Source organism: Vibrio quintilis, from assembly GCF_024529975.1.
Classification (GTDB): Bacteria; Pseudomonadota; Gammaproteobacteria; order Enterobacterales; family Vibrionaceae; genus Vibrio; species Vibrio quintilis.
This window is the reverse complement of sequence record NZ_AP024898.1, coordinates 537,700-561,682: the sequence shown is the minus strand read 5'-3', so window position 1 is coordinate 561,682 and position 23,983 is coordinate 537,700. Positions and strand designations below refer to the sequence as shown.

The 23,983-nt window shown below is 49.4% G+C and carries 9 protein-coding genes and 1 pseudogene; 3 read left to right on the top strand and 7 right to left on the bottom strand.

Going from position 1 to position 23,983, the window contains the following annotated elements; genetic code table 11:
• Positions 1-7: 7 nt before the first annotated feature.
• Positions 8-208 (top strand): annotated as a pseudogene (locus tag OC443_RS20990) (transposase); the annotation flags it as partial.
• An 81-nt stretch (positions 209-289) separates the two neighbouring features.
• On the opposite strand, the gene OC443_RS20985 reads toward OC443_RS20990, so the two are convergent.
• The 4 genes from OC443_RS20985 to OC443_RS20970 form a co-directional block, all read right to left on the bottom strand.
• Complete coding sequence (locus OC443_RS20985; protein ID WP_073586681.1) at positions 290-718, bottom strand: hypothetical protein; 429 nt, start codon at positions 716-718, stop codon at positions 290-292.
• Positions 719-723: 5 nt separating this feature from the next.
• Positions 724-14,598, bottom strand: coding sequence for a two-partner secretion domain-containing protein (locus OC443_RS20980; protein ID WP_262021784.1), 13,875 nt, complete (start codon positions 14,596-14,598; stop codon positions 724-726).
• Positions 14,599-14,712: 114 nt separating this feature from the next.
• Entirely contained in the window at positions 14,713-16,386 is a 1,674-nt protein-coding gene (locus OC443_RS20975; protein ID WP_073584831.1) for a ShlB/FhaC/HecB family hemolysin secretion/activation protein, read from the bottom strand.
• A 365-nt stretch (positions 16,387-16,751) separates the two neighbouring features.
• Positions 16,752-17,105, bottom strand: a complete 354-nt coding sequence (locus tag OC443_RS20970) for a DUF3024 domain-containing protein (RefSeq protein ID WP_073584833.1) — start codon at positions 17,103-17,105, stop codon at positions 16,752-16,754.
• 355 nt (positions 17,106-17,460) lie between these two features.
• On the opposite strand from OC443_RS20970, the gene OC443_RS20965 reads away from it, so the two are divergent.
• Positions 17,461-18,297 (top strand): phosphate ABC transporter substrate-binding protein, encoded by an 837-nt coding sequence (locus OC443_RS20965; RefSeq protein ID WP_073584835.1) that lies wholly within the window; start codon positions 17,461-17,463, stop codon positions 18,295-18,297.
• A gap of 72 nt (positions 18,298-18,369) precedes the next feature.
• Here the strand turns inward: OC443_RS20965 and clcA are convergent, their stop codons facing one another.
• The gene (gene clcA, locus OC443_RS20960) at positions 18,370-19,782 is read right to left on the bottom strand and encodes a H(+)/Cl(-) exchange transporter ClcA (protein WP_073584837.1); all 1,413 of its coding nucleotides are present in this window, start codon (positions 19,780-19,782) and stop codon (positions 18,370-18,372) included.
• Positions 19,783-20,353: 571 nt separating this feature from the next.
• Between clcA and OC443_RS20955 the strand changes: the two genes are divergently transcribed.
• Positions 20,354-21,337, top strand: coding sequence for a CobW family GTP-binding protein (locus OC443_RS20955; protein WP_073584839.1), 984 nt, complete (start codon positions 20,354-20,356; stop codon positions 21,335-21,337).
• Between the two features lie 89 nt (positions 21,338-21,426).
• Here OC443_RS20955 and ylqF read toward each other — a convergent pair whose 3' ends face one another.
• Both ylqF and OC443_RS20945 read right to left on the bottom strand, forming a co-directional pair.
• Positions 21,427-22,371, bottom strand: a complete 945-nt coding sequence (gene ylqF, locus OC443_RS20950) for a ribosome biogenesis GTPase YlqF (protein ID WP_073584841.1) — start codon at positions 22,369-22,371, stop codon at positions 21,427-21,429.
• 259 nt (positions 22,372-22,630) lie between these two features.
• Positions 22,631-23,962 (bottom strand): IS4 family transposase, encoded by a 1,332-nt coding sequence (locus OC443_RS20945; RefSeq protein WP_073586003.1) that lies wholly within the window; start codon positions 23,960-23,962, stop codon positions 22,631-22,633.
• Positions 23,963-23,983 lie beyond the last annotated feature (21 nt).

Below are 23,983 nucleotides of genomic sequence, written 5' to 3'. Positions count from 1 at the left end.
CCAACGGGTTATCTACACCACCAACGCGCTGGAAGCCGTTCATCGCCAGTTCCGCAAGCTAACCAAATCGAAGGGTGGGTTCCCCAATGAAACCCGCTTGCTCAAGCTGCTGTATGCAGGTATGTTAAAGGCCAGCGAAAAGTGGACGCATCCTGTGCAAAACAGGAACCTGACGCTCTCTCAGCTGAGCATCCACTTCGAGGGCTGAATCGCCCCTTATCTGGATTTACAGTCTCATAAAATGGACGTGACACAGAATTATGAACAGTCTCTTATGAACAGTCGCGTCTCACCTGAACTGTTGAGGTTGTTGCTTACTTCTGATGATATTTAGCCTTTTAAGCTTTTGTTCTTCAATACTGGCAACTGATTTTAAATCCGATATCCCAATACTATCGAAGATATTAACCACTTTTGGCTCTCCAATAATATCATCCATTTCATAGGCTAACTCTCCGAATGAACTTTCAGAAGTCAGTCCTCCCGGGAATACTGATTCTTGAGATCCTTTACATAAAAGTACTAATTCTTTTTCACTGTAATCCTCTCTGATTTCAGCTAATGCATAGAAAAAACCTGAGCTATTCTTATTCCCTTTTTCCGAAAAACTATCTATATATGATATATATACAGTATTTTTAACCACTGAACAGTTCAGTTCTATTTCACCAACAATTTCACTTCCTTTAGCCAGTAAGACTGTTCTCGAAAATTTCACCAGATTTACTCCTCAAAGTTTGGATTAGCAATAAACTCGCCAATAGGATTATTGTTACCGTCAATTGGAATGCAACCTTTTATACTGCATGAATCAATACCTCCAGGAAACGCTATTTCTTGTTCATGTGAGAAAGGGTTGCTAGGATATACCTCATTAACATCAATTCCATGCCCAGGATCATCAATAATATACAGATAACCCGGTTGCCCTGTTTGAGTATTTACCTCAGTTGCTCCTACAGGTATTTTTGAAGTTCCTACATACTGACTTGGCTCATTAAAATTAACATAGTTTTCTATAGATACATTTGCGTTAGGTTTCCATGGCTGAAACCCTTCACCAAAAATCTCACTTGGCTCTCGTCCATCCTTTCTATATAACTCTCTACTAACATCCCCGACTGCATCATCAGCAAGCTTACCAATATCTCCGACATCAATGCCATGTCCCAGTTGCTTACCTGCCTGCGACTCAACCAGTTCAACTGCACCTTTACCGGCTGCCTGAGTGACTTCTTCTGCCGCTTCAGCCAAACCTTTTATCGCCAGCTCGCCCGCCAGTTTTTCTCCCTTCGCTGCGACCGGGCTCCCTATCAGGCTGACTGCATCTTCGATGAACTGGCTACCCGCTTCCTGTTGGGCTTTTTCCTCTTCTCCCTGAAGTTCTGCGGCCAGCTGTCTGTCACCGGCGCTTCCTTTATTCTCCTCCGGCAGCAGCACACCGGGGTCAGCCAGTACTTCTTTTGTTTTATCCACAACTGCACCAGCCAGTTGCTCTGCAACACCAGCCGGATCTTCGCTCACTGCCTCATAAATTGCCTTTGCTGTCCCTGTGACCTGATCATAAGCTGAATCTGCGGCTTCACCCAATGTCACATCAACCGGTGCTTCACCATTTGCTGTGGCATACTGACGGATCGGATTAGCTTCACCTGCAGCGCCCCCTTCAATCTGAGCATTTTCACGGGCATTGATGCCGCTGTCTTCATAAATCGCCTGATTCGCAGCCTGGAAGTAAGGACTGGATGTTGCACCCAATAGCCCCCAGAAGCTTTGCCCTATAGCAGATTCATGAACATCGCCATCCTGCTGCGCTGCAATTGCTGACAGCGCTTCTCTGGCCTCCGGATTTTCCTGAATATGTGACTGTGACGCCCAGGTTTGATCTACCTGAAGTAATGCCTGCTGAAAGAGTGCTTTCTTCGCCTCTGTCTCACTTATCCCATGCGTTTCTGCATAAGTGGCGGCATTTTGTAAAATGACCCGGGCTTCCTGAACATAAAGCTGCCGGTATTCAACCGTGGCATTCCCCACCTGATTGGCAACCTGTGTTCCCGCACTCACCAGGGTTGTATTCTCCCGCAACGCCTGACCGTAGTTGTTGCCTGAGCCATAATCCTGATCCGCACCGGTCACATGTTCCAGACGATGGGCAAACTGCGCTGCCATCGCTTCTGCCACCGCATCCGCTTCTCCTTCGCTACGATCAAACAGGTGGAAATCATCCTGACCCTGTATTTCTTCCTGTCGCGCCAGCTCCTGTCCCATACTTTGATTGACATCATCACGGGTTACTTCATCATCCCCGGCTGTATCGATAAACGAGGTGCCCTGAAGCGCACTGTTTTCATCCGTGACAGTCGCTGCCTTCACATCACCAAGGATGCTGTCTTTCAGTGCTGTCGAGGTCGTTTGTGTACTGTCGTAGAAGTGCAGATCCTGCCGGGTCAGCCCGAACCGTTCCAACGCAATCTGGAAAAGCTCTTTACGCGCGTTGCCGGACACAGTGTCATCTTTACTTTGCAACCGGCTCACCAGATCCTGATAAGCTGGATCAGTTTCCAGTGCCGTATTCAGCATCGTCAGCTTTTTATTGTTACCCAGAACTTCAAACAGGTTGTTGACCACCGAGAAGCGTTCATCATTCACCACTTTGCTGACGGCACTGGCAACGTCTTCAGCTATCTCACCTTCTTTTTCCAAATCATGCGCGATTTCATTCCGCCCTTCTTCATGGAAGAACCGGTGGTCAATCGTGACATCAAAGTCTCCCTGCTGACGTTTCACTGTGAACAAATCGGTTTCTGAATTCTCCACGTCCCGGTTCAGCGCGGTAGTGTCGTCGCTGCCTGCTTCATCGCCGATGATTAAACTACCCTGTCCCACTGTCGCCAGCGTTTTGCCTTTGTGATAATCCGAGCTATCGTTTAACTGGGCTGAAGTGGTGTTGCTGCCGATGCTGACCTGGGTTTCTGTCTCACCGGTCTTTTCATTCACAACGTCACCAATTGCAGCCCCCGTACTGAAACCGGCACTCATATTACTGTTGAAGCTGGTATTACTCAGGTCGCTATATGTCAGGGTGCCGGTTTTCAGCGTCAGCTCGCCGGTGTCTTTGCCGTCTGCATCAGTGGTGGCAATGGTGGCGCCTTTGATATCCGTATTGCCGCCGACGGTGATATTGGCCGTACCGCCGGAAGTCAGACTGGTCAGCACGGTTTCACGGCTGCGATCGCGGCCATTAGACACATTGAAACCACCATTCACTCCAGTCAGCGTACCTGCATTGCTGGTATCACTCATCACATGGCTGCCTTGTTCAGCCTGTGCGCCGGTCAGACTCACACCACCACTGATGGACTGTCCCTTACTGCTGGATGAGTGATGATCCTGCACTGAAGCCACGTTCAGATCACCGCCGACATTCATGGTCAGCTCACTTTCTGCCCGGACAGTCGCCCCTTTGACATTGGTATCACCTGCCGAGACAATCTGAATATTGTCTGCATTGAGCGTGCTGTTAGTATGGGTTTGCGAACGGCTGCTGTTTTCATTCCGGCTGTAGCTGGCATCGAGATTGATCCCACCGCCAGAAGCGCCATACACCGTCATCGAAGCACCGATATGAGCTGACTTACTCTGGCTGGCGCTTTCGCTCTGATCGGTCGACGCCAGCAGATTCACCTCATGGCCGGAGAGACTCAAATCATGCTTCGCCGCAATTGCCGACCCCTGTACTGTGGCTGACTGGCCGGTTTCATTGCCCGCCTGAATATGAACGTTATTGCCTGACAGCAATGAGCCCTGCGACGTACTCTGCTGGCTGTCACTACTGGTTTTGGTCACATCAATATCCAGATGTAATCCAGCGTTAAATCCGTAAGTGAATGCACTGTTATAGGTCGTCGAAGCCTGTTTTGCGAGAGATACCCGTTTTGCCGCCACATCTTCTGTTGCCATCGCAATGCTGGTGACATACCACTTTTTGTCACTCTCAAGATCATCTATCAAATCCGCCAGATCTTCGATATCTTCTTCACTTACACCCGGCTTTTTCTCTGCCAGATCCGCCTTCAGGCCGGATAACGTAGATTTCAGCGAGACCAGCTGGCTTTTGTACTGCTTGTAATCCTGTCTGGCTTTATTGAGTGCTTTGACCGATGCCTGCAATGCCTTCACAGCGTTAGCCGTCTGTACTGCCTGATGCTGCACCACCAGACTGACTTCGGCTTTCCCATGCAGTTCATCGCTTTGATCCCGGCGATGTGAAGTGCTCTCTTTCACCACCACATTTTCTGCGCTGATGTTCAGATCACCATCTTCATCCTGATCGTTATCGGCAACGACCTGACTGCCTGCGACGGTTAAATCACCCACCGCAGCAAGGTTGACCCCCTGATTAGCGACAATCGCCGAACCGGTCTGCGAGGTCACATCACTGTCATGACGGGTTTTGTCGTAGGTGGCTTCGGCAATAGTGATCCCAACCTGACCACCGGAGAAACTAATCGCCCCCGCCGGATTCATCAGGCTGCTGAACAGGTCGACTGTGGTTTTTTCATGCTCTTTATAACTCTGGCTGGTATTTTCTGCCGACTGAATCACCACATCGCCGGTATCTGCGGTAACAGAAGCGCTCTGCCCGGCAAACAGCTGCGAACCGGTGATCGCGACACGACCGCCATGCACGGTCATATCACCGCCGGACTGAATCTGGCTGCTCTGAGCCGTGGTGGTCTGCTGGCCCGCCCGGTCAGCTTCCATCGTCAGGAAGTGCCCCCCGCTGAACAGGCTGGTTTTTTCATCCCAGTCTTTGGTGTTCAGCAACACATCTGCTGCCGTAATATTCACGTCATTCATGGCTTGCAGGTTCACATCCCCACCTGCGGCCACGTTACTGGCAACCACGTCAATATTATGGCCGGAATCCATGTTAACGTGACTACCGGCAATAGTATTGGTGCTTTCCAGCAGCGTCGCATCTGACAGGCTGCCCTTGTTGCTGCCGGTCAGACCGCCAAAGCCTTTTTTGATAGTCTGGCTGTAGGAATAATCCCGGTACTGCTGAGCGACCAGATTCACGTCACCACTGGCCTGAAGAGTGACTTCTCCCTGTGCCTTTATGGTAGAGCCAACCAGATTGATACTGCTGCCGCCATCCGGGTGCTTCATCCGGTCGTTTTGCTGCGCGGAGATGGTCAGGTTGCCACCGGTGTTAATCTGCGTCCCTTTGACCGTTTCCTGAATACTTTCCCGGATGGTGGTTTTTGAGCGGCCGAAGGATTTTTTCTTCGTTTTCTGGTCGTAACGATATTCACTGTCACTGGCCGCAGCAACCGTAACATCACCGGTCGCTTTTAATAACGCACTGCCGCTGGCATCAATCTGCGCCGCAGTCAGTGTCATATCGTGACCGGCACTCATGATGACATCACTGCCGGAAACCTTTGTACCCTGATGGGTCAGCGTGTTGTGGATATGCAGCTCACGTTTAGCCTGCGTCCGGTTTTCCGTGATATTTTGCGCCGTATCCAGAATCAAATCCTGCCCGGCCACCAGCTGCGCAGTTCCTCCGGCGGCAATTGTGGCAGCTGTCGCATGAAGGTTATTTCCGGCCACAATCGCCAGATCACCAGCTGCATCTACCGTTGAACCCTGATGTGTGACAGAATGCGTTACCTCAGTTGAATCTCTGCCGGAAGCCGTCGTGCTGTGAACTGTTTGTTTGATCTCGTTCTCAATCGTAGTGAAATCTATATTCTGACCGGCTTTCAATAGCGCATCACCGCCGGAAGTCATGGATGCACCGTGATTGAGAATATCCTGCGCCGCCGTGACAGCCAGTGAATCTGTCGCTGTAATCGTGCTCTGTTTACCAATACTGGTATCAATCCAGCCATTCCCATAATCATGTTTCTGGCTGCTGGTCTGGTTGATAACACTGCCTTCCAGACTGTTCAGATAAACATCACCACCGCTGATTGAACCCCCTTTCTGGTTCACAATATGATTGGTGCTGACGATCTGTAAGGCTTGCTGTGCTTCAATTTCACCGCTGTTAGTCACTGAACCGGCCTGAATGCCGAGATTATTTCCGGCGGCGATCAGGGCGCCACCGGAGATATTTTCTTTTGAAGCGGAAGCCAGATACAGCTTCGGTGCCAGCACCTGCCTGCCGTTCACTTCAATTTTTTCGTACCAGACAATGTCATGGGTCAGGCTGGCAATCTGCTCTTTGGTCAGAGAAACCCCGACACTGAGATTCAGGGCAGTTTTCTCTTCTGCGGCACCCTGAATCAGTTGCTGCATCTGCGCCAGATCAGTACCGACATTCTGGTTCAGATAACGTTTTCCGGTTTGCTCAAAAATGGCCTGAGACACCGTGCGGGTATCGTAGTAGGCGTCACCCAGGAATTTCACATTCAGATCAGGCCGGAATCCCACTTGTTGGGCAAAGTAATCCGACCCGACAAATTCACCCAGATTAGTCAGTGAAGAATTGGTTTCGATCACATAATTGCTTTGCGGCCCGGAACCATAAATAAACAATCCATTCGGACCAGTCGGCAGGCGGAAGTCAGGAAATGCGACATTGTTGCTGCCGGACAGATTAATCTCCGGTTGGCTCACGCCCTGAATTTCAGTAAGTTTCATCTCCGTCCCGGAAGATGATGCAGTCCCTTTTTGATTCGGCGTAATCGCGGACAGATCTTTTGTTGATTGCTGGGAAATCTGCAATGTAATTGCATCCTGAGCCGGTCCCTGAGTATTTTTTGTCCCGATTTCTTCCGGCGCAATATCCCTGGTCAGGCGAACCTGTTCTGTATCCGTGGTATTTTCTGCGGCCTGACTGATACTGAAGCGATCCTGAGAAATGTCTTTGGTTTGCAGCACCTGCCCGGCAGAGGTTGAGCCACCGGACACCGTCTGTAATGATTCGCCTGTAGTGGTGTTATGATGCGTATCCTGAACTGACTGACTGACGGCACCCGGGCCGCTGGTTGCCCGGATAGATTGCGAACCTCCGCCAACAGAGCCGGAACCTGCATTGCCATCAATAACTGAATTATTCACCTCATTAGTGACATTCATCGCCAGATTATTGCTGGCGGTAATGGAAGATTGCAGCATTGTCGGTTCTTCTGCATTCTCTTCCCGGATGTTCACCAAACTGTAGGTATAACTGCTTCCTTCTTCCTTCGTCAGCTTATAATCGTAGTAGGTGGTAGACTCTGCAAATTCATACCCTTCATTAGTCAGCTGGCTGGCAGAAACAGACACATTTTTTCCGGCGATCTGGCTGACCTGATTCATCACTGAACCAGCCTGAATCGTCAGATCACCCCCGGACAAAATTCTTCCCGCGGCAGAAGCATGATCAAGTGTCTGGCTTTTCGTAAATGCGATGAATGAATGTTCTGTATTGCCGGTTACTTTGTATAAGGTAACACTATGACAAATTTCATTCCGATCACCTGCTTTCCCATAAGTACGGCACGATTCACCTTCGTAGCTCTCCAATGTTGGACCATTTTCTACCTGTACTATATGGCCTGCACTTGAACCACCTGATGATGTACAATGTTCAGATCTTTCGCTATCGCGACAGTGAGTACTGCCTTCAGAATCAGAGCTTATACTACCGCCGAAAATGACCGTATAACTCTGCCCGCCACCACCGGGAATATCTCCGGTCAGGTCAGTTTCTTCAGGCTCTGAAACTTCCAGCTCAGTCCGGATATTTTCAACCACACTGGCCGAAATCGTCAGATTCCCGCCCGCCGAAATCGTGGCCGAACTATTGGTCAGCTTCTGACTGCTGCCACCGCCGCTGCCGGCAATCACCAGATCCTGACCACTCATAATATCGCTGAAGTTCGTCAGATTATTTGCGTACAGGTAGCCGTTTGCCCCGGCGTAGATTAACCCCTGATTATCGATCTGACTGCCGGCATCCGCTAACAGGTTCCCCAGCGCAATTATCGAGCCCTGGTTATTGAGTGAGGTGGTTTTCAGGCTGAGATCTTTTTCTGCCTGTAACTGGCCTTTGTTGACAGTTTCACCACCCGCGGTGATGCTGGTGTTCTGGCCGGAAATCAGGCCGCTGGTGTTGTTGGTCAGTGCGCCGTCAATGGTAATTTGCGTCACACCTTTTGATGACACTTCACCATCATTGGTCAGAGAAGCGGCATCCAGCACCAGGTTATTCCCGGCAGCAAACCGATCACCGGAACCCAGTGTAATGTCACTTTGTGTGGCAATGATCAGGTTGCTACCCGCTTCAATGCTGCCGCTGTTGCGGATCAGGCTGCTGTTACGCGCACCGCTTTCATCTTTGGCAATCACTAAGTCATTGCCGGTCGTCACCTCGCCGCCATAAGTCAGCTGGTCAGCCAGCAGCAGCGCATTATGGCCTGCGGTGACCTTGCCGGTTGTGGTCAGTTCGCCACCGGTACTTTGTGCGCTCAGGTCATGCAGTGCGACCAGAGAGCCGGTATTCACCAGAGATTCCCCGGTTAATCCAAGGTCATTGAGTGACTGCATCTGACCGGCATTGGTGATATTTTCCGCTTCAATGACAGTATCTTTTCCGGAGATCAAGCCATCAGCGGCATTATTCAGATCACCACTTAAAGTGATGCTGGTCTCACCCATCGAGGAAACTTCACCGTGGTTGGTCAGCCCTGCGGCTTCCAGTTTCAGCCCGGTTCCGGCAGAAAGCTGCTGGCCGGATGCCAGTGTCAGTGCTTCGCTGGTCACAATCTCAACACTGCCGCGGCTGGCATCGATATGCCCGCCTTCAAGGCTGATACTGCTGCTGGCAGCCTTACTCTGATCTTTCGCGATCAGCAGGCTCACGCCAACAATCACATCGCCCCGGCTGGTCACATGATCAGCCAGCAACGCGGCCGTACCACCGGCAGAAACCTGTCCGGTGGTGGTCAGTGTATTTCCGGCATCCACGGTCAGATTTTTCATCGCGACCATTGCGCCGGAACTCTCCAGCGAGTCCGCCGTCAACCCCATATCTGACAACGCCTGCAGATAACCGGCATTGGTAATAGTGCGGGCTTCAATCTCAGTGTTTCTGCCGGTAATGACCCCGCCGGAAGCATTGATCAGCCTGCTGTCGAGTTTCAGTTTGGTTTGACCTTTGGAAGCAATCTGCCCGCGGTTACTGACTTCATTCGCTCTGATCGTCAGATTATCTCCCGCTGAAATTCTTTCGCCGGAACCAATACTGACCGTACCGCTGGCTAAGATATCCACATCCCCGTTGCGGGACTCAATATTACCGCCACTGTGTGAGAAACGGGTCCGGCTGCCGCCGCTGTACCCGGCAATGTCCAGATCATTGCCAGTAACAATATTGCCACGATGAGTCAACCGGCCAGCAAACAGGCGGGCGTTATGCCCGGCAGAAATATTGCCCACTTTTGCCTCGCCCCGGACCTGCATGGTGAGATTCTGCATCGCCACCATGCCGCCGAAACCATCCATTGAATCAGCAGTCAGGCCCAGGTCTGCCAGTGACTGGAACTGACCGGTATGATGAATCTGGCTGGCACTGAGGGTCAGGCTTCCGCCGGAAATCAGCCCCGGACTGGCATTGGTCAGTGTGCTGTCAAGCGTCAGACGGGCCTGGCCTTTTGCGGAGATTTCCCCCCGGTTGGTCAGCGTATCCGCTGCCAGTGTCAGGTCTTTGCCGGCACTGAGATTGCCGGTATTACCGGCCTGAGTGGTCGCCAGTGAAACAGAGCCGGACTGAGACTCAATCTGACCGCTGTTGACGATCTGATCATTGCGGTTGCCGGTTTCATCTTTCGCCATCACAATGTCCTGCGCGGCGACAATCTTCCCGCTGTTATTCAGCTGCGCCGAAAACAGGCTGGCCTGATGGCCTGAAAGTAAACTCCCGCGGTTGGTCAGCATGCCGGCAACCTGTGCAGTCAGGTCGTGCTGTCCGATCATCGCGCCCCGGTTATCCAGCGAACCGGTTGTCAGTGTCAGATCCGTAAGCGCCTGCATCTGGCCGTAGTTAAGCGTCTGGCTTGATGTGATTTGGGTGCTCTGACCGGAAATCAGCGCACTGGCATAATTTTTCAGTTCACCATCCAGCGTCAGTTCCGTTGTTCCCTGAGAAGAAATATCACCGCTGTTATTGAGTGCTGCGGCATGAATTGTCAGATTGTCTCCGGCAATCATATGTTCACCGGTTCCCAGTGAAACGCTACTTTGTGTAAGAATCTCCAGATTGCCGGTCCGGGCTTCAAGATGACCGGATTCATGATGATAAAGGTTTGGGGTTTGATCGCTGTCGGCTGCAATCAGCAGATTGCGCCCGGCAATAAAGTCACCTTTCTGCGTCAAATCCGGCGTCAGAACGAATGCATCCTGCCCGGCGTAAAGCTTGCTGATGGTGGCACTGTTGGCGACCTGAACCGTCAGGTTATTCAGCGCAATCAGCGCACCGGAGCTTTGCAGTGCGTCTGCCGTCAGGCCCATGTCTGCCAGCGCCTGCAACTGACCTTCGTTTTCAATTTCCGGCGCGGTAATCGTGGTATTTTGTCCGGAAACCAGGCCACTGTTGGTCAGCTTTTCAGCCAGCGTTAAGCGGGTTTCCTCCTGAGATGAAATTTCTCCGGCATTGGTCAGGTTCGTGGCCTGAACAGTCAGGTTTGCTGCGGCACTGACTGAACTGTCTGCGGTCTGGTTCGCCACATCCGTTGCAGCAATGATCACATCACCACCCAGTGACTGCATCGCACCACTGTTGGCCACAGAAGTCATCAGCGACTGCTCTGCATCTTTGGCAATCAGCAGCAGACCGGTCGATTTGATGTTGCCTTGATTCTCCAGCTGATCCGTCAGTAAGCTGATGTCACCGCCCGCAGACAGATGACCGCTGTTGGTCACAGACTCACCCGCCTGCACGCTGATGTGATTGAGTGCCACCAGTACACCGGCATTATTGATGGCCGTCGCCGTCAGCCCCATATCAGTCAACGACTGCAACTGGCCCTGATTATCAATGTTTGCCGACTCAATGGTCATCGCCTGACCGGAAATCAGGCCACTGCTGGTCAGCTGGCTATCGAGCGTAAGCTGCGTTTGTGCGCCGGAAGAAATTTCTCCGTCATTGTTGAGCGTATCCGCCTGAAGTGTCAGATTTTGTGCTGCCGTGATCCGGCTGTCAGTGCCCTGACCGGTGATTTGCTCCGCTGCCAGCAGTACATCGCCCTGCTGGGATTCCATCGTGCCGGTATTGGTGAGACTTGTCGCGCGGTGTTGACTCTCATCTTTCGCCACCAGTAACTGGCTGCCCGCTGTAACGGTACCGCTGTTCTCCAGTGTATTGACCAGTAAGCTGATTTGATTGCCCGATGCGATACTGCTGTGGTTGGTCAGCGACCCGGAAATCCGCAGGATCAGATCCCGCAATGCAACCAGCGAGCTGGTGTTGTCAAATGAATTGAGGGTCAGTTCCATATCTGACAATGACTGCAACTGGCCCCGGTTCTCCAGTGACGGTGCTGTCAGTGCAACAGAATTCCCGGAAATCAGCCCCTCATCCTGATTGATCACGGCCTGAGTGGCTGATAACTGAAGTTTACCCTGCGCGGCAGACAGTTCTCCGGCGTTATCCAGTGTTTCTGAATCAATCGTCAGGTTCTGACCGGCCATGATATGGTGTCCGGCTTCATTCGTCAGCTGCGCGACGGAAATCTCAGCGTCCCCCTGCCGGGATTCAATCGACCCATGGTTCACCACGCTGCTGCTGAGATGCCCGGTAAGATCCCCGGCAATCACCAGTTGCTGGTTGGCAATCACCGCGCTTTGGTTATCCAGTTCATCGACATATAAGTGAATAGAATTTCCGGACAGAACCTGGCCGGTATTGGTCATTTTATTTCCGGCAGAAATGGTCACATCATTTTGTGCCACCATTGCGCCGCTGTTCTCAACCGTCTGTCCTGACACACCAAGCGCAGTTTTTGCCTGCAATTGCCCTTTGTTATCGACACTGCCGGCATTCAAATGGGTTAAATTTCCGGAGATCAAGCCGCTACTGCTGTTTGTCAGCGCACCGCTCAAAGAAACCAGCGTGCTGGATTTGGCTGATATTTCGCCTTCATTGCTGAGCTGACCACCCCGGATCCGGATATATTTTCCGGCGCTGATCTGATTGTTATTTTCAATCTCAGACGCAGACATCCTGACTGAATTTTGCTTTGATTCAATCACACCGGAATTTGTGACACTGTCACTAAGATTCAATGCACCATCTTTAGCAATCACCAGTTGTTCACTGGCGACAATTTTTGCCTGATTCGTCAGACTGCCCGTCAACAGATTCAGGGTGCCGTCGGATAAGATCAGCCCCTGATTGGTGGTATGACCGCTAATCAGGGTGGTAAGCCGATCACTGGCAACCAGAATGCCTGAATTATTCAGCGCTTCAGCGGTCAGCCCCATTGCCGTCAGCGCCTGAAGTTGTCCGCTGTTTTGGATTTGCTTTGCACTGATGCCGGTATTCTGGCCGGAAATTAAACCACCGGCGGTATTATTCAGTCCGTCATTTAACTGAATTAATGCTGCCTGACCGGCGCTCAGCTGACCGCTGTTGGTCAGGGAATCTGCGGTCATCGTCAGGTTTTGACCGGCAGCCACATAACTTTGACTGACAATGTCTTTTGAAGCATTCAGAGTGACATCATCAGAAGCCTGAATACCGCCATTAAGTACGAACTGTTCCCCGCTGATCCCGATATCACCCCCTGCGGCAATGATACCGGCATGGCTGAGTGTTCCGGTCTCAACGTTCAGTTGATCATTAGCCAGCAACTGGCCGTCTTCACTGACCGTCAGTTGATCTGTAACCGTCAGCTGCGCATCGTTGCCGGACTGAACCGTGCCGTTCAGGGCCAGGCTGGTCGCATTCAGCTGCAGTTGTCCGGTTGCTGTCACCTGCCCGGAAGCGGTTGTGTTCCCTCCGTTGATCATCAGTGTACCGGCGATCGTTTTTCCGCCAAGCACCGTGGTTTCACCGGTCAGGGTTGCACTGCCACCGGAAAGCACCGTCCCGTGCTGTGTCAGTGCCTGTCCCTGCAAGGTCAGGCTGTTTGCTGCACTGACAGTTCCCTGCGTTGTGACTTTCAGCGTTTCCTGACCTTGTGCTGTCATCGTGCCGGTATTGAATGTCGTGTCCAGCGTGAGCTGATCGGCGGTTATATTGGCTGTGGTAGCATTCACCTGACCTTCGCCGGTCAGGGTGGTGTGTGTCCCGCTGATATTCAGCTGACCGGATGCTGCCAGTGTCCCCTGATTTGAAAGCTGCTGAAGCTGATTGAGTGTGGTCGTGGTTCCGCTGATTAAACTGTCGCTGTCTGTCGCAACCGTTGCGGCGGTTGCTGTCAGCTGATCATGAGAAATCAGCTGGCTTTGATTGACAGCCAGCTGACCGGCCTGAATCGTCAGGTTTGCCTGATCCTGTACAGTGCCGGACTGATCAATACCGGCAATCACTTTGCTTTGATCAAGTGTGACGGATGTGTCGGAGTTAAGCTGAATCTGATTGCCGCTGGCAATCGTCGCCTGTGTTGCCGTGACGGACTGCCCGCTGATCGCAACCTGCTGATTGGCAAACTGACTGCCTGACAGGTTGACATCATCAGTGGATGTAACCGTCAGGCTGGTATTCGCACTGCTGGCACCGAGTGTAACTTTGCCGTCAGCACTGATCTGTATCTCCCCGGCTGAAGCAGACAAATTACCGGCGTTGACACCAACGCCGTCTTCCGTCGCGATCAGTGCAATCCGCCCGGCATACATACCGCCAAGCGCAGAAGAATCAATCGCCAGTTCAGGCTGGTCATCTGCCGGACTGTCAGTCTTCTCCGTCACCTGATTGGTTTCATAACTCACCTGATTCTGTCCGGTTACAACGGTCAGGTCATTGGCATGAATTGCAGCATTGAGTTTGACAGTACGGGCAATGATGTCGAAATACGTCTGGCGGGTGCCGTCCAGACCCAAGCCATCGATAATGACACTGCCCTGTGAGACGTTGAACCCGTTGAGCTGATCGGCCTCAAATTGTGGTGTACCGGTCGAAAGCGTTACTCTGGGTGTATTGATAAATCCGCAGCCACTACAGGTAATGCCATAAGGGTTGGCCAGAATCACCTGCGCTTCCTGACCGAACACTTCGGTGTAGCCTTGCAGCTGACTGCTGGTCGCACCGGTGACTTCATTTAAAATCACACTGGCTGCCTGCCCGTTCAGGTTCGGGTTTTTGGTCAGATAGCCTGCCAGCTCTGACTGCGCCAGCTGCTCAGTTGAGTTATTAAGAATTAAGCCCTGCGGATCAACATGAAACTGCTGATACTGGTTATGAGACAGTCCCTGACTGTTTGGCGTTGAGATATTTATCACCTCAACCCCGTTCCCGGCGGCATTCACCGATGTATTGTGCAGACTGTTATCGACTATCACATCTGCCAGCACCGGCTGAATATTAATCATCCCGCACAAAAAATAAGTCAGATAACGTTGCCAGACTGAGACGGGTTTTTCGGTGATTTGATTTTTGTTCATTGTATTCATGCCAGAGTACTGCCGTTGTTGAATTTCACTCGTTATACAAAACCGGAATAATTGTTAAGCCGTTCGTTTTAAATTATATTTCGCCGGGATCTGCTTCAGACCAGACTAAAATGCCATCGACATTTGGTAATAAAGGACATAGTCATCGGCATCCAGTCTGCCCGGAGAAGCGAGCGGCGTCCCCACAGACAAACGGCTGCTCAGGTGCTCTGAGCGGGTTTGTAAAGCCAGGCTGGTCCCGAGCAGTGATCCCCGTTCAAAACGGTCACGCTTATCCTTTACAATACTGCCGGTGTCGATTGCCCACTGAAGGCTCATCTGCCCAAGATAAGGTAACTGCCCCATTTGCCAGATCGCATCATTTCGCCAGTAGTAGCCGCTGTCGCCGGAGATAGACGCATCTTTAAAGCCGCGCACAGAATATTGCCCGCCAATCCCCACACGCTGACCGCCATACAGGGTGTCATCACTCCACTGCCCGAAAATGGTTGAAGTCAGGCTCAGTGAAGGATTGACCGGCCAGGTATAACTGCCCGTCAGGGTATGCTTGAGAAATTGTGCCCTTGGCGCACCCGGTGATTTTCGCCGGTCATCTTCACCGCCAAACCAGTCTGTCCCCAGTGTCAGCCGGGGTGAAAGGGTCAAAAAGCCGCGCCCGATCCGGGTGCTGTAATCAAAAGAAAGGAACGCTGATGACAAATTGCGGGATGTCGTCGTCAACAGCGTATTTAAGAAGTAGTTTTTCTCACGCCGGTGATTGATTCCCAGCGTGAAAGAGGATTTGCTGACAGCATTGCGGTGAAAAAGCCACTTCACCGCCAGATCGTGACTGCTTGTGCTGCCATTGGTATCAAAACGAAAGTCATTCTTTGTAAAAATGTTGGTGTAATCGCTGTAAGTGGTGCGGTAATTCAAATTCCAGCCACCATACGGGATATCAACATTCAGGCTCAGGCTTTGGGCATCATGGTGCTGACTCCAGCCACTGCTTTTACTGCCGGACAGCGACCATTGATCGAGAATACCGATAATATTTTCAGCATTCAGTGTCGTGTTCAGCTGCTCTTCACCAGTTGATTCCTGCCCGACATTATTCACACCCAGAGAACCATTCAGCCAGTGACCGGGCTGCGTTTGGATATCAACAATGCTGAAGCCTGTTTTCGTACCGGGCAGTAATTTGATTTGTGCGTTATAGCGGGATAAACGGTTCACCTGATCCAGCCCCTGCTCAATTTCACGCAGGTTAAGAATTTTTCCGGTCAGGAAAGGAAACGCAAAATGAAGAAAGCTTTGCGGTTTGCCATTAAACAGCAGACTTTCCAGCTTGCCTTCCAGAATCAGTATCTTTAACTCTTTCGTCGTCAGATCCTGAGGCACCAGAAATGCACGGGACGTCATGTAACCCGCGGCAATATACTGGTTGGTTATCCGGCGTAAATATTCATTAATTTGTGGCAGGCCAATACAGGCAGGCTCAAAACCGGTAAAGGCAAGAAGCTGTTCCCTGTTAAACACGGATTGCCCGGAAAAACTGATTTTTTCCACCGGAAAGCACTGTTTGTCCTGCTCAACGGCTGGCTGGGGAATCACAGGGACAGATTGAAGTTGCTGAAGTTCGCGCTTTGCATCCTGAATTTGCTCCAGCCGTTGCGCCTGCTCCCGTTCGATTTCCGAACGAATATGTGGCGCCTCCGGAGAGGACATATTTTGAGCAAAAACAGACAACGGGCAAAACACAAGCCCTGACAAGCCAGTCAGTAAAACGACAAGTTTCATAGATTAATTAAAACTACCTAACACCAAACAAACGAAATTCATAATTTCAGTCATGATTGACTGATTCATTTTTAATTATTAATACTCAATCAACAGCATAAATTGATTGTTATGTCAGCTATTTTATTGAAAACCTGAATCAATGACAAGAATTATTACAAAAATATGACTTGACTTATTAGAATCACCTTCTATATGTGATTGATTTATTAAGCGAAGGCAGAAAAAAATACCATTGAAAAATCACCGAATGGACTCGGTGAACCGGAATGGCAGACTTCATGTTGAATACACAAATAAAGGCAGAAAAGATAAAACTCACATCACCGCATCGGCCATGTGAGTTTTTATGGAAGGTTAAGTGTTTAAGACCAGAAAAACGATTTCGGATCTTTTTCGATTTCGCGGATAAGAGCAGTCAGGTCAACACTTCGCTCAAGATACGGATAGGGAATCCAGATATTGTTATCCACTTCATCAGGGACTGAAAGCACCCAATGGCTTGATGAAGATTCCCACTGAATTCTGGCAACGGGAACCGCATAATCGCAGTGACTCGAATCCAGTTTGTAATGAGAATAAATGAACTTCACACCATTGGTTACCGGCTCAAACCCTGCTTTGCCAATCCCTACCGGCAACCCTTTATTACGGTTTTCACAAACGAGTGTCGCCCGGTGCTCAATTTGACGCTGCAGTAAATTAACGACGACGGTCATTCTTTCATTATCCTCTGATTAAACGTTGATGTACCCAAACAACCTGAAGATTCAGGTCTCAGAGCCTGACAAACTCACCCGCAGGTCGTGAGCTGAATCATGCATCTTCAGGTTGCTTGGGTATATATCATTTGACGGTTACCGCTGTTCACGTCAGATTCCACAGGATAAAACCGGAACAAAATCGCGAAAAACGCATAATAGTCAATAAAATGAGTATAAACGATCTGGTGCATGAACTCGATAAACAATCCTGACAATCTGTTGAAAAATAACGGCATGGCACAGACTTCGTCACAAAAGTGTCATCAAATACTCATAATATGCTTTCTTCTATCAATATATGGAGTCAACTATGCTGCGTTTGTTATTTAATCTCTTGCTCAGTACTTTAATGATCAGTACGGCTGTTACCTCTCAGGCCACGGCCGAAGAAATTACTGTTTCCGGCTCAACTTCAGTTGCCCGAATCATGGATGTACTGGCAGAAGATTATAACGCGACTCACCCGAACAGTTATATTGCCGTTCAGGGTGTTGGCTCTACCGCTGGTATTACCCTGATCAAAAAAGGGGTTGCCGATGTGGCAATGAGTTCACGCTATATGACCGAGATTGAACTGGACAGTAAGCTTGAAGTTCAGTTGCTGGCTTATGATGGGCTGGCGATCGTTGTGAACCTGGCAAATCCGATTAAAAACCTGACCCGGGAACAGATTTACAAAATCTACAAGGGCCAGATTTCTAACTGGAAAGCAGTCGGAGGCAACGACCAAAAGATTGCTGTTGTCACCCGTGAAGCCTCTTCCGGCTCCCGCTTTAGTTTTGAGAGTCTGCTGGGTTTAACCCGGGTGGTGAATAACCGGCTGGTTTCAGATATCAGCCCGAACAATCTGGTCGTCAATAGTAACAGCATGGTGAAATCACTGGTCACTCATAATGCACAGGCCATCGGTTTTATTTCGACCGGCTCAGTCGATCGTTCAGTCAAAGCCTTAACATTTGAAGGTATCAAAGCCACGCCGGAAAATATTTCTAACGGCAAGTACCAGCTATCCAGACCTTTTCTGATTCTTCACTATCCGGAAAAAGTCAGCAAAGAGACGAATCAGTTTACTAAGTATCTGAAATCAGATCATGTGCGGGATTTGGTACTGGAATACGGTTATATTCCATCGATCAAAGAAATGTAATCATTCTTACATTTGGTCTGATGAAAAAAATCCGCCATTCCGGCGGATTTTTTGATCAAAGCGTTTATAAAGTTATGAAGCTGCCCCATTTTCCTGCGGCGGTAAATCCTGCTGACGCAACTTATCGTTTTTCAGTGTCCGGTGCAGCAGCTGACTGTATATCGGCTCTCCGCCCAGCAACTGCGCAAAGACCACCGCACCAAGTGCAGTAATAATTAAAGGTAAAATCAGATAATAATTATTGGTCATCTCAATCACGAGAATAATCCCGGTAATCGGAGCACGAACCGTGGCGGCAAACAGAGCCCCCATTCCGGCAATCGCAAATGTACCCGGATCAATCGATAATTCAGGAAAGGCACTGGCAGCAATTAAGCCGAAAGCGTAACCAAACAAGGTTCCAAGGCCCAGCATCGGCGCAAAAATTCCGCCCGGAGCTCCTGAACCGAAACACAGCATAGTCGTCAGAATCCGGCCCAGGAACAGCAATAACAGAATTTCAGCTGAGTAACCGCCTTTGGTAATAATCGGGATCAGAAAAATACCGCCGCTGGTTAATTCCGGAATATACAGCAGCGTCAGACCAAAACAGCCGCCCAGTAACGAGCCAACCAGTAAATAACGTTTGCGGTCATTCTTGTGAATTTTGACAAAGATGTCCTGAAAAAAGGTGACCAGCCGGTTAAAGAACACCCCGAAAATACCAAACAACACGCCAAGCAATAAGAATAACCATAATGTTTTGACTTCCGGCGCATCGTACTGAGGCATTGAAATAACCGCATCTTGCCCGTTAATGAGCCTGAAAACGATGTTGGAAGAAACGGAAGCGATAATCACAGCTTTGATAGAAATCAGGGAGTAACGAAACTGCGGCCGCATCTCTTCCACAACAAATAAAATCCCGGCCAGTGGTGCATTGAATGCTGCCGCCAGACCACCAGCCGCACCGGATGCCAGCAATGTGTGCTTCGTATCATTATTCTTCACATGGAACAAATCAGAAACCATCCGGCCAATTGCACCGCCCATCTGGACTGTCGGCCCTTCTCTGCCTAAGACCATCCCGGAGCCTAACGCACCCAGACCACCGATAAATTTGACCGGTAAAACCCGCCACCACCGTACCGGGCGCATGCCATCCATTGCCCCTTCAATTTCCGGAATCCCTGAACCGGCAGCTTCCGGAGCAAACCTGTGTACCAGGTAATAACCGACGAATGCAAGTGCAGCACTGATCAGAAATGCAGCCAGCCACAAAGGCAGCACATGGCTGATTTCGCTGATCAGCCACTTGGTCCGGGTTTCGGATACAAAGTGAACACCCAGTTCAAAATAGGTACCGACAAAACCGGCAAAAATCCCGACAAGCACGGACAGACAAAGAACAGAAACCGGCGTTTTATCCTTAGAGAGAAATTGATTAATTGCATCTTTTGGAACTTTTGCAAGCATAGAAGGTTTAAAATTCTCTCTTTTGGACATAAAAACGGGCCTCACAGACAGGAAATACATAAAAAGTGACATCTCGACGAGCGTGATTATACGCATCAGATAAGCCAGCCAAAGAATCAATAATGAAATGTTGTATTTCACATTTAATAGGTAATGGTATTAACAACTTACTCTTGTACCGGGAAACAGTCACTTGTTTTATCCCGATTCTGTACCATAATTAACGTGTAAGGCAAAACATCTCATAACGGAGGAAAGAATAGCCTTACGGACAATCAGGTGACAGTGTAATACTGAAGATCGTCCCGCAATCAGTTGGTGTCTGAAGACAAACCAAACGCAAGCTTACGATGTGAGTCGCGGGAAAACTGGCGTGCTATGATAGCACGCCTTTTACATTGATACCGGATGAAATTCACTATCCTGCCGGGTTTTAAACCGGATCAGAGCCCGTGTGACAGGCCGTTCCGGCAAACCATGAATCATGCTCCTTCAAATCAGAGCCTTGTCTCAGAGCCTGACAAATCTCACTGAAACCTGCATCTTCAGATTGTTTGGGTATATACTGCGGGATAATTTTATGTCATTCGGAGCCAGTATTATGACGCAACGTGTCCCTGTCAACATCATCACAGGATTTCTGGGTACAGGAAAAACAACTGCGATTCTTCACCTGTTGAAAAATAAGCCCGCCCATGAAAACTGGGCCATTTTAGTCAATGAATTCGGGGAGATCGGTATCGATGGTGCATTGCTTTCAGAACAGGATGCGATTGTCAAAGAAGTTCCCGGAGGCTGTATGTGTTGTACAGCCGGTGTTCCGATGTCAGTAGGCCTGACCGCACTACTGCGTCAGAAACCGGATCGGTTACTGATTGAGCCGACCGGATTAGGACATCCAAAAGAAGTAATCTCCATTCTGCAATCTGAGCAATATCAGCCTTATATTGAGTTGAAGGCAACAATTGCACTGGTTGATCCTCGCTGTTTCAGTGACCCGCAATATACGTCTCACCAAAACTTTCGCGATCAGCTGGCCTGCGCTGACATTGTAATCGGCAATAAAGATGACTTGTGTCAGGTTGAAGATCGTGACAACTTCAGTCACTGGACAGCCCAACAGACCCCCAAAAAAATTCTCACACAGCTGATCCAAGACGGGCAATTGTCACCTGAGTTACTGGAGATGGAACCACTGTTGTCCGGCGATCAAAGTAAAGAAACTCATCACCACCATCATCATCTTTTGGAGCCGGAATTTGAACTGGCACCGGATCAGAAATTTATCCGTAAAGAAAACAAGGGAGAAGGCTATTTCAGTTGTGGCTGGATTTTTGGCGCTGAATTGATTTTCTCGTTTGACGTGCTGTTCTCTATGCTGAGTGAACTGACTGCCGAACGGGTTAAAGCGGTCATCAATACGGATAAAGGCTGTTATTCATTTAACGTTCATCAGCAAATGATTACTGTGAATGAAATGAGTCTGGAAGGGTTTGAATCCCGGATTGAAGTGATTGATTCGCAATTAATGCCGTGGGATGAACTGGAGCAAATCCTGTTAAAGATTGCTCAAATGACTGGCTGACAACGAATTGAAATCATCAGCGTTTAATTGATGTTCCGGAGAAACAGCCAGCATCAGTTCGTTTCTCCGGAATAAATCAGGCAACAACATCAGCGCTTATTTTTTAAATAGCGTTTTCTGCGTTCTTCTTTTCTTTTCGCTTTTTCTTCCGATTTTCTGAGTTCTTCCCGCTCAGCATCGATCAGTTCCTGATCAATCATTTCCGGCCTTTCCAGCGTGATACCACCAATTGTTCCGGAACGAAGTTCATGCAACAGAATTTCCGAGGCTTTATGCAGATCAATCCGTCCACCGGCACGCAATGCACCCCGCTTTCGACCGATGGCTTCAAGCCATTCAATATCACTTTCAGGGGTTTCCTCAATCAAATAGCGACTTTTTAATAATTCCGGGTAAGCCGCTGCAAGGTATTCCACCGTATAAAATGCAACATCTTCATACTCCATGGCCGTATCTTTGATTGCACCGGTCGCTGCCAGACGAAACCCGGAATGCGGGTTTGAAACTTTTGGCCACAGAATCCCCGGGGTGTCGGATAACACAATCCCGTTTTGCAGATTGATCCGTTGCTGACGACGGGTTACGGCAGGCTGGTTACCCGTTTGAGCAATCGTCCGGCCGGCTAAGGTATTAATAATAGTCGATTTACCCACATTAGGAATTCCCATAATCATAGTGCGGATATTTTTGCCAATCTCTTCGCGGTGCGGGGCTAGTTTCCGGCACAACTCCATGATTTTATGAACTTCCTGAGGGTGCTGCGTGGTAATTGCCAACGCTTTTACGCCTCTTTCCTGTTCAAGATGATGAATCCACAATTCGGTCACTTCCGGATCGGCCAGATCCCGTTTATTCAAAACCTTAACGCAAGGCCGGTCTCCTCTTAATTCAGCAATCATCGGATTCTCACTACTGAAAGGAATGCGGGCATCCAGTACTTCAATAATGACATCAATTTGCGGAATCACTTCTTCGATTTCCTTACGTGCCTTATGCATATGGCCGGGAAACCACTGAATTGTGTTATTAACCATCTGAATTATAACCCTGGGTTCATGGTATTTTTCTGTCTGACGTTCATTCCGGACGGCCTGAAAACACACTTTATAAAAGCAAGCGTCCTGAAAACCGCAGACCTGAAGAGACTGCGATACCAGACAAAGTGAAAAAATAAAGGCGGAATTTTATCATTAATCCCCTAAAGAAGAGAACTGTAAAAATAATTCGCTTTTCTTATCGCGGAGAATACCAGCTTTCAGGGACAAAAAAGCCGCCCGTAAAGGCTAACTCCTATCACTTAAGGTGCTTGGAGCGAACTGGATAGCGGGTCTTACTTATACGAACGGTCCTTGATTTGGGCCGTTTTTTTCGCTCAGGCAAGATGTAGCGTTTTACACGTTCACGCATCGCCCTCAGTTTTTTGGGGATCGAGCCTGGTGAAGCTATTGCACACCACATGAGCTCGTCCTGGATATCTCGAAGCGCCATCATAAAACTGATCCGCAAAGGTGATACCCCTGCCTCTTTAGCAATACGGCTTATCTCCAAACGAACAAGGTTGTAGGCGATAAGTATTCCCCATATTTCTTGTTCCACTCCCTCAACTGACTGGCTTCGCAGTAACACTTCATCCTCAAGCATATCGTGCTTTATTTCGCCGTAGCTGTTCTCAACTTCCCACCGCTCAAAATAGACATCAAGCAGAGATTGGAGACTATACTGGCTGTCGGTTAGAGAGGTAAGGAGCCCTTTGATATGGTTGGGTTGCTCTTGCTCCGGGTAAAGAACGAGCCTTGCTTGCCATTTTTCAGGTAGGCTCGGGTCTTGCCTTAATGCATGTTGAGAGACGCTCATCTCCACTATTAAATCTCGACCCTCCTCATCCAGCTGTTCGATAACTTCATACTGAGTATTAGATTTTATCGGGGTCATCCAATGGCTTGAACCGTGTTGTCGTGACCAGTTAATCATCAGCTCTGCACTTAGGTAGCATCGGTCAAAAATAGTAAGGGAGTTGGCAGGAACTGAGGGAATGAGCTGCTTTGCATAGTTCACTTCGCCTGTAGAACTTGGGCCAAAAGCAACATTATAGAGTAGACGGCTGCGTAGGGAGCAAAGTGCACATAATCTGACAATAGGGTATTCGGTATGGCGAGTTTTGCTGTGTTTAACGTAATGAAAATGTTCGGCCAGAGGACTGGTATCATGCGTTCTAAACTGGGTGCCATCGACCGAGAAAAGTCTCAGCCCATACCATGTATCTTTATTGTCTTCCGCACCTGTCCAATGCTCGGCTGTTAAAGAGAATAGGGCTTCGAGAGGTTTGGCTGTTAATCGCTTTCTTGCTTGGGGTATAGCGCTTGGAGCAATGGACTCTCCCAGAGAATTAGAAAGCTTCAGATCTAATTTATCAAGTACATCAGTAATAGGCCGGTCACGGTACAAACCAATTCCAACAACGAGCCAGACTACGAGCTCAGCAGGTAGCTTTCGCCGCCTCATGCTCGCTTTATTTGTTTCATCAAGTGCTTGATTTATCCACTCTAGTGGAAGCTCTTTTTGAAAGAGTGCAAGAGATTCCGGAGAAGCAAAGTCATCAACATCAATAAGCCAGTGAGCCAACATAAAAATACCCTCAAACATAAA

Excerpts from the sequence above, each read along its gene's own strand:
- OC443_RS20980 (WP_262021784.1), bottom strand. The coding sequence starts at position 14,598 with ATGAACAAAAATCAAATCACCGAAAAACCCGTCTCAGTCTGGCAACGT.
- OC443_RS20975 (WP_073584831.1), bottom strand. The coding sequence starts at position 16,386 with ATGAAACTTGTCGTTTTACTGACTGGCTTGTCAGGGCTTGTGTTTTGC.
- OC443_RS20970 (WP_073584833.1), bottom strand. The coding sequence starts at position 17,105 with ATGACCGTCGTCGTTAATTTACTGCAGCGTCAAATTGAGCACCGGGCG.
- OC443_RS20965 (WP_073584835.1), top strand. The coding sequence starts at position 17,461 with ATGCTGCGTTTGTTATTTAATCTCTTGCTCAGTACTTTAATGATCAGT.
- clcA (WP_073584837.1), bottom strand. The coding sequence starts at position 19,782 with ATGTCCAAAAGAGAGAATTTTAAACCTTCTATGCTTGCAAAAGTTCCA.
- OC443_RS20955 (WP_073584839.1), top strand. The coding sequence starts at position 20,354 with ATGACGCAACGTGTCCCTGTCAACATCATCACAGGATTTCTGGGTACA.
- ylqF (WP_073584841.1), bottom strand. The coding sequence starts at position 22,371 with ATGGTTAATAACACAATTCAGTGGTTTCCCGGCCATATGCATAAGGCA.
- OC443_RS20945 (WP_073586003.1), bottom strand. The coding sequence starts at position 23,962 with ATGTTGGCTCACTGGCTTATTGATGTTGATGACTTTGCTTCTCCGGAA.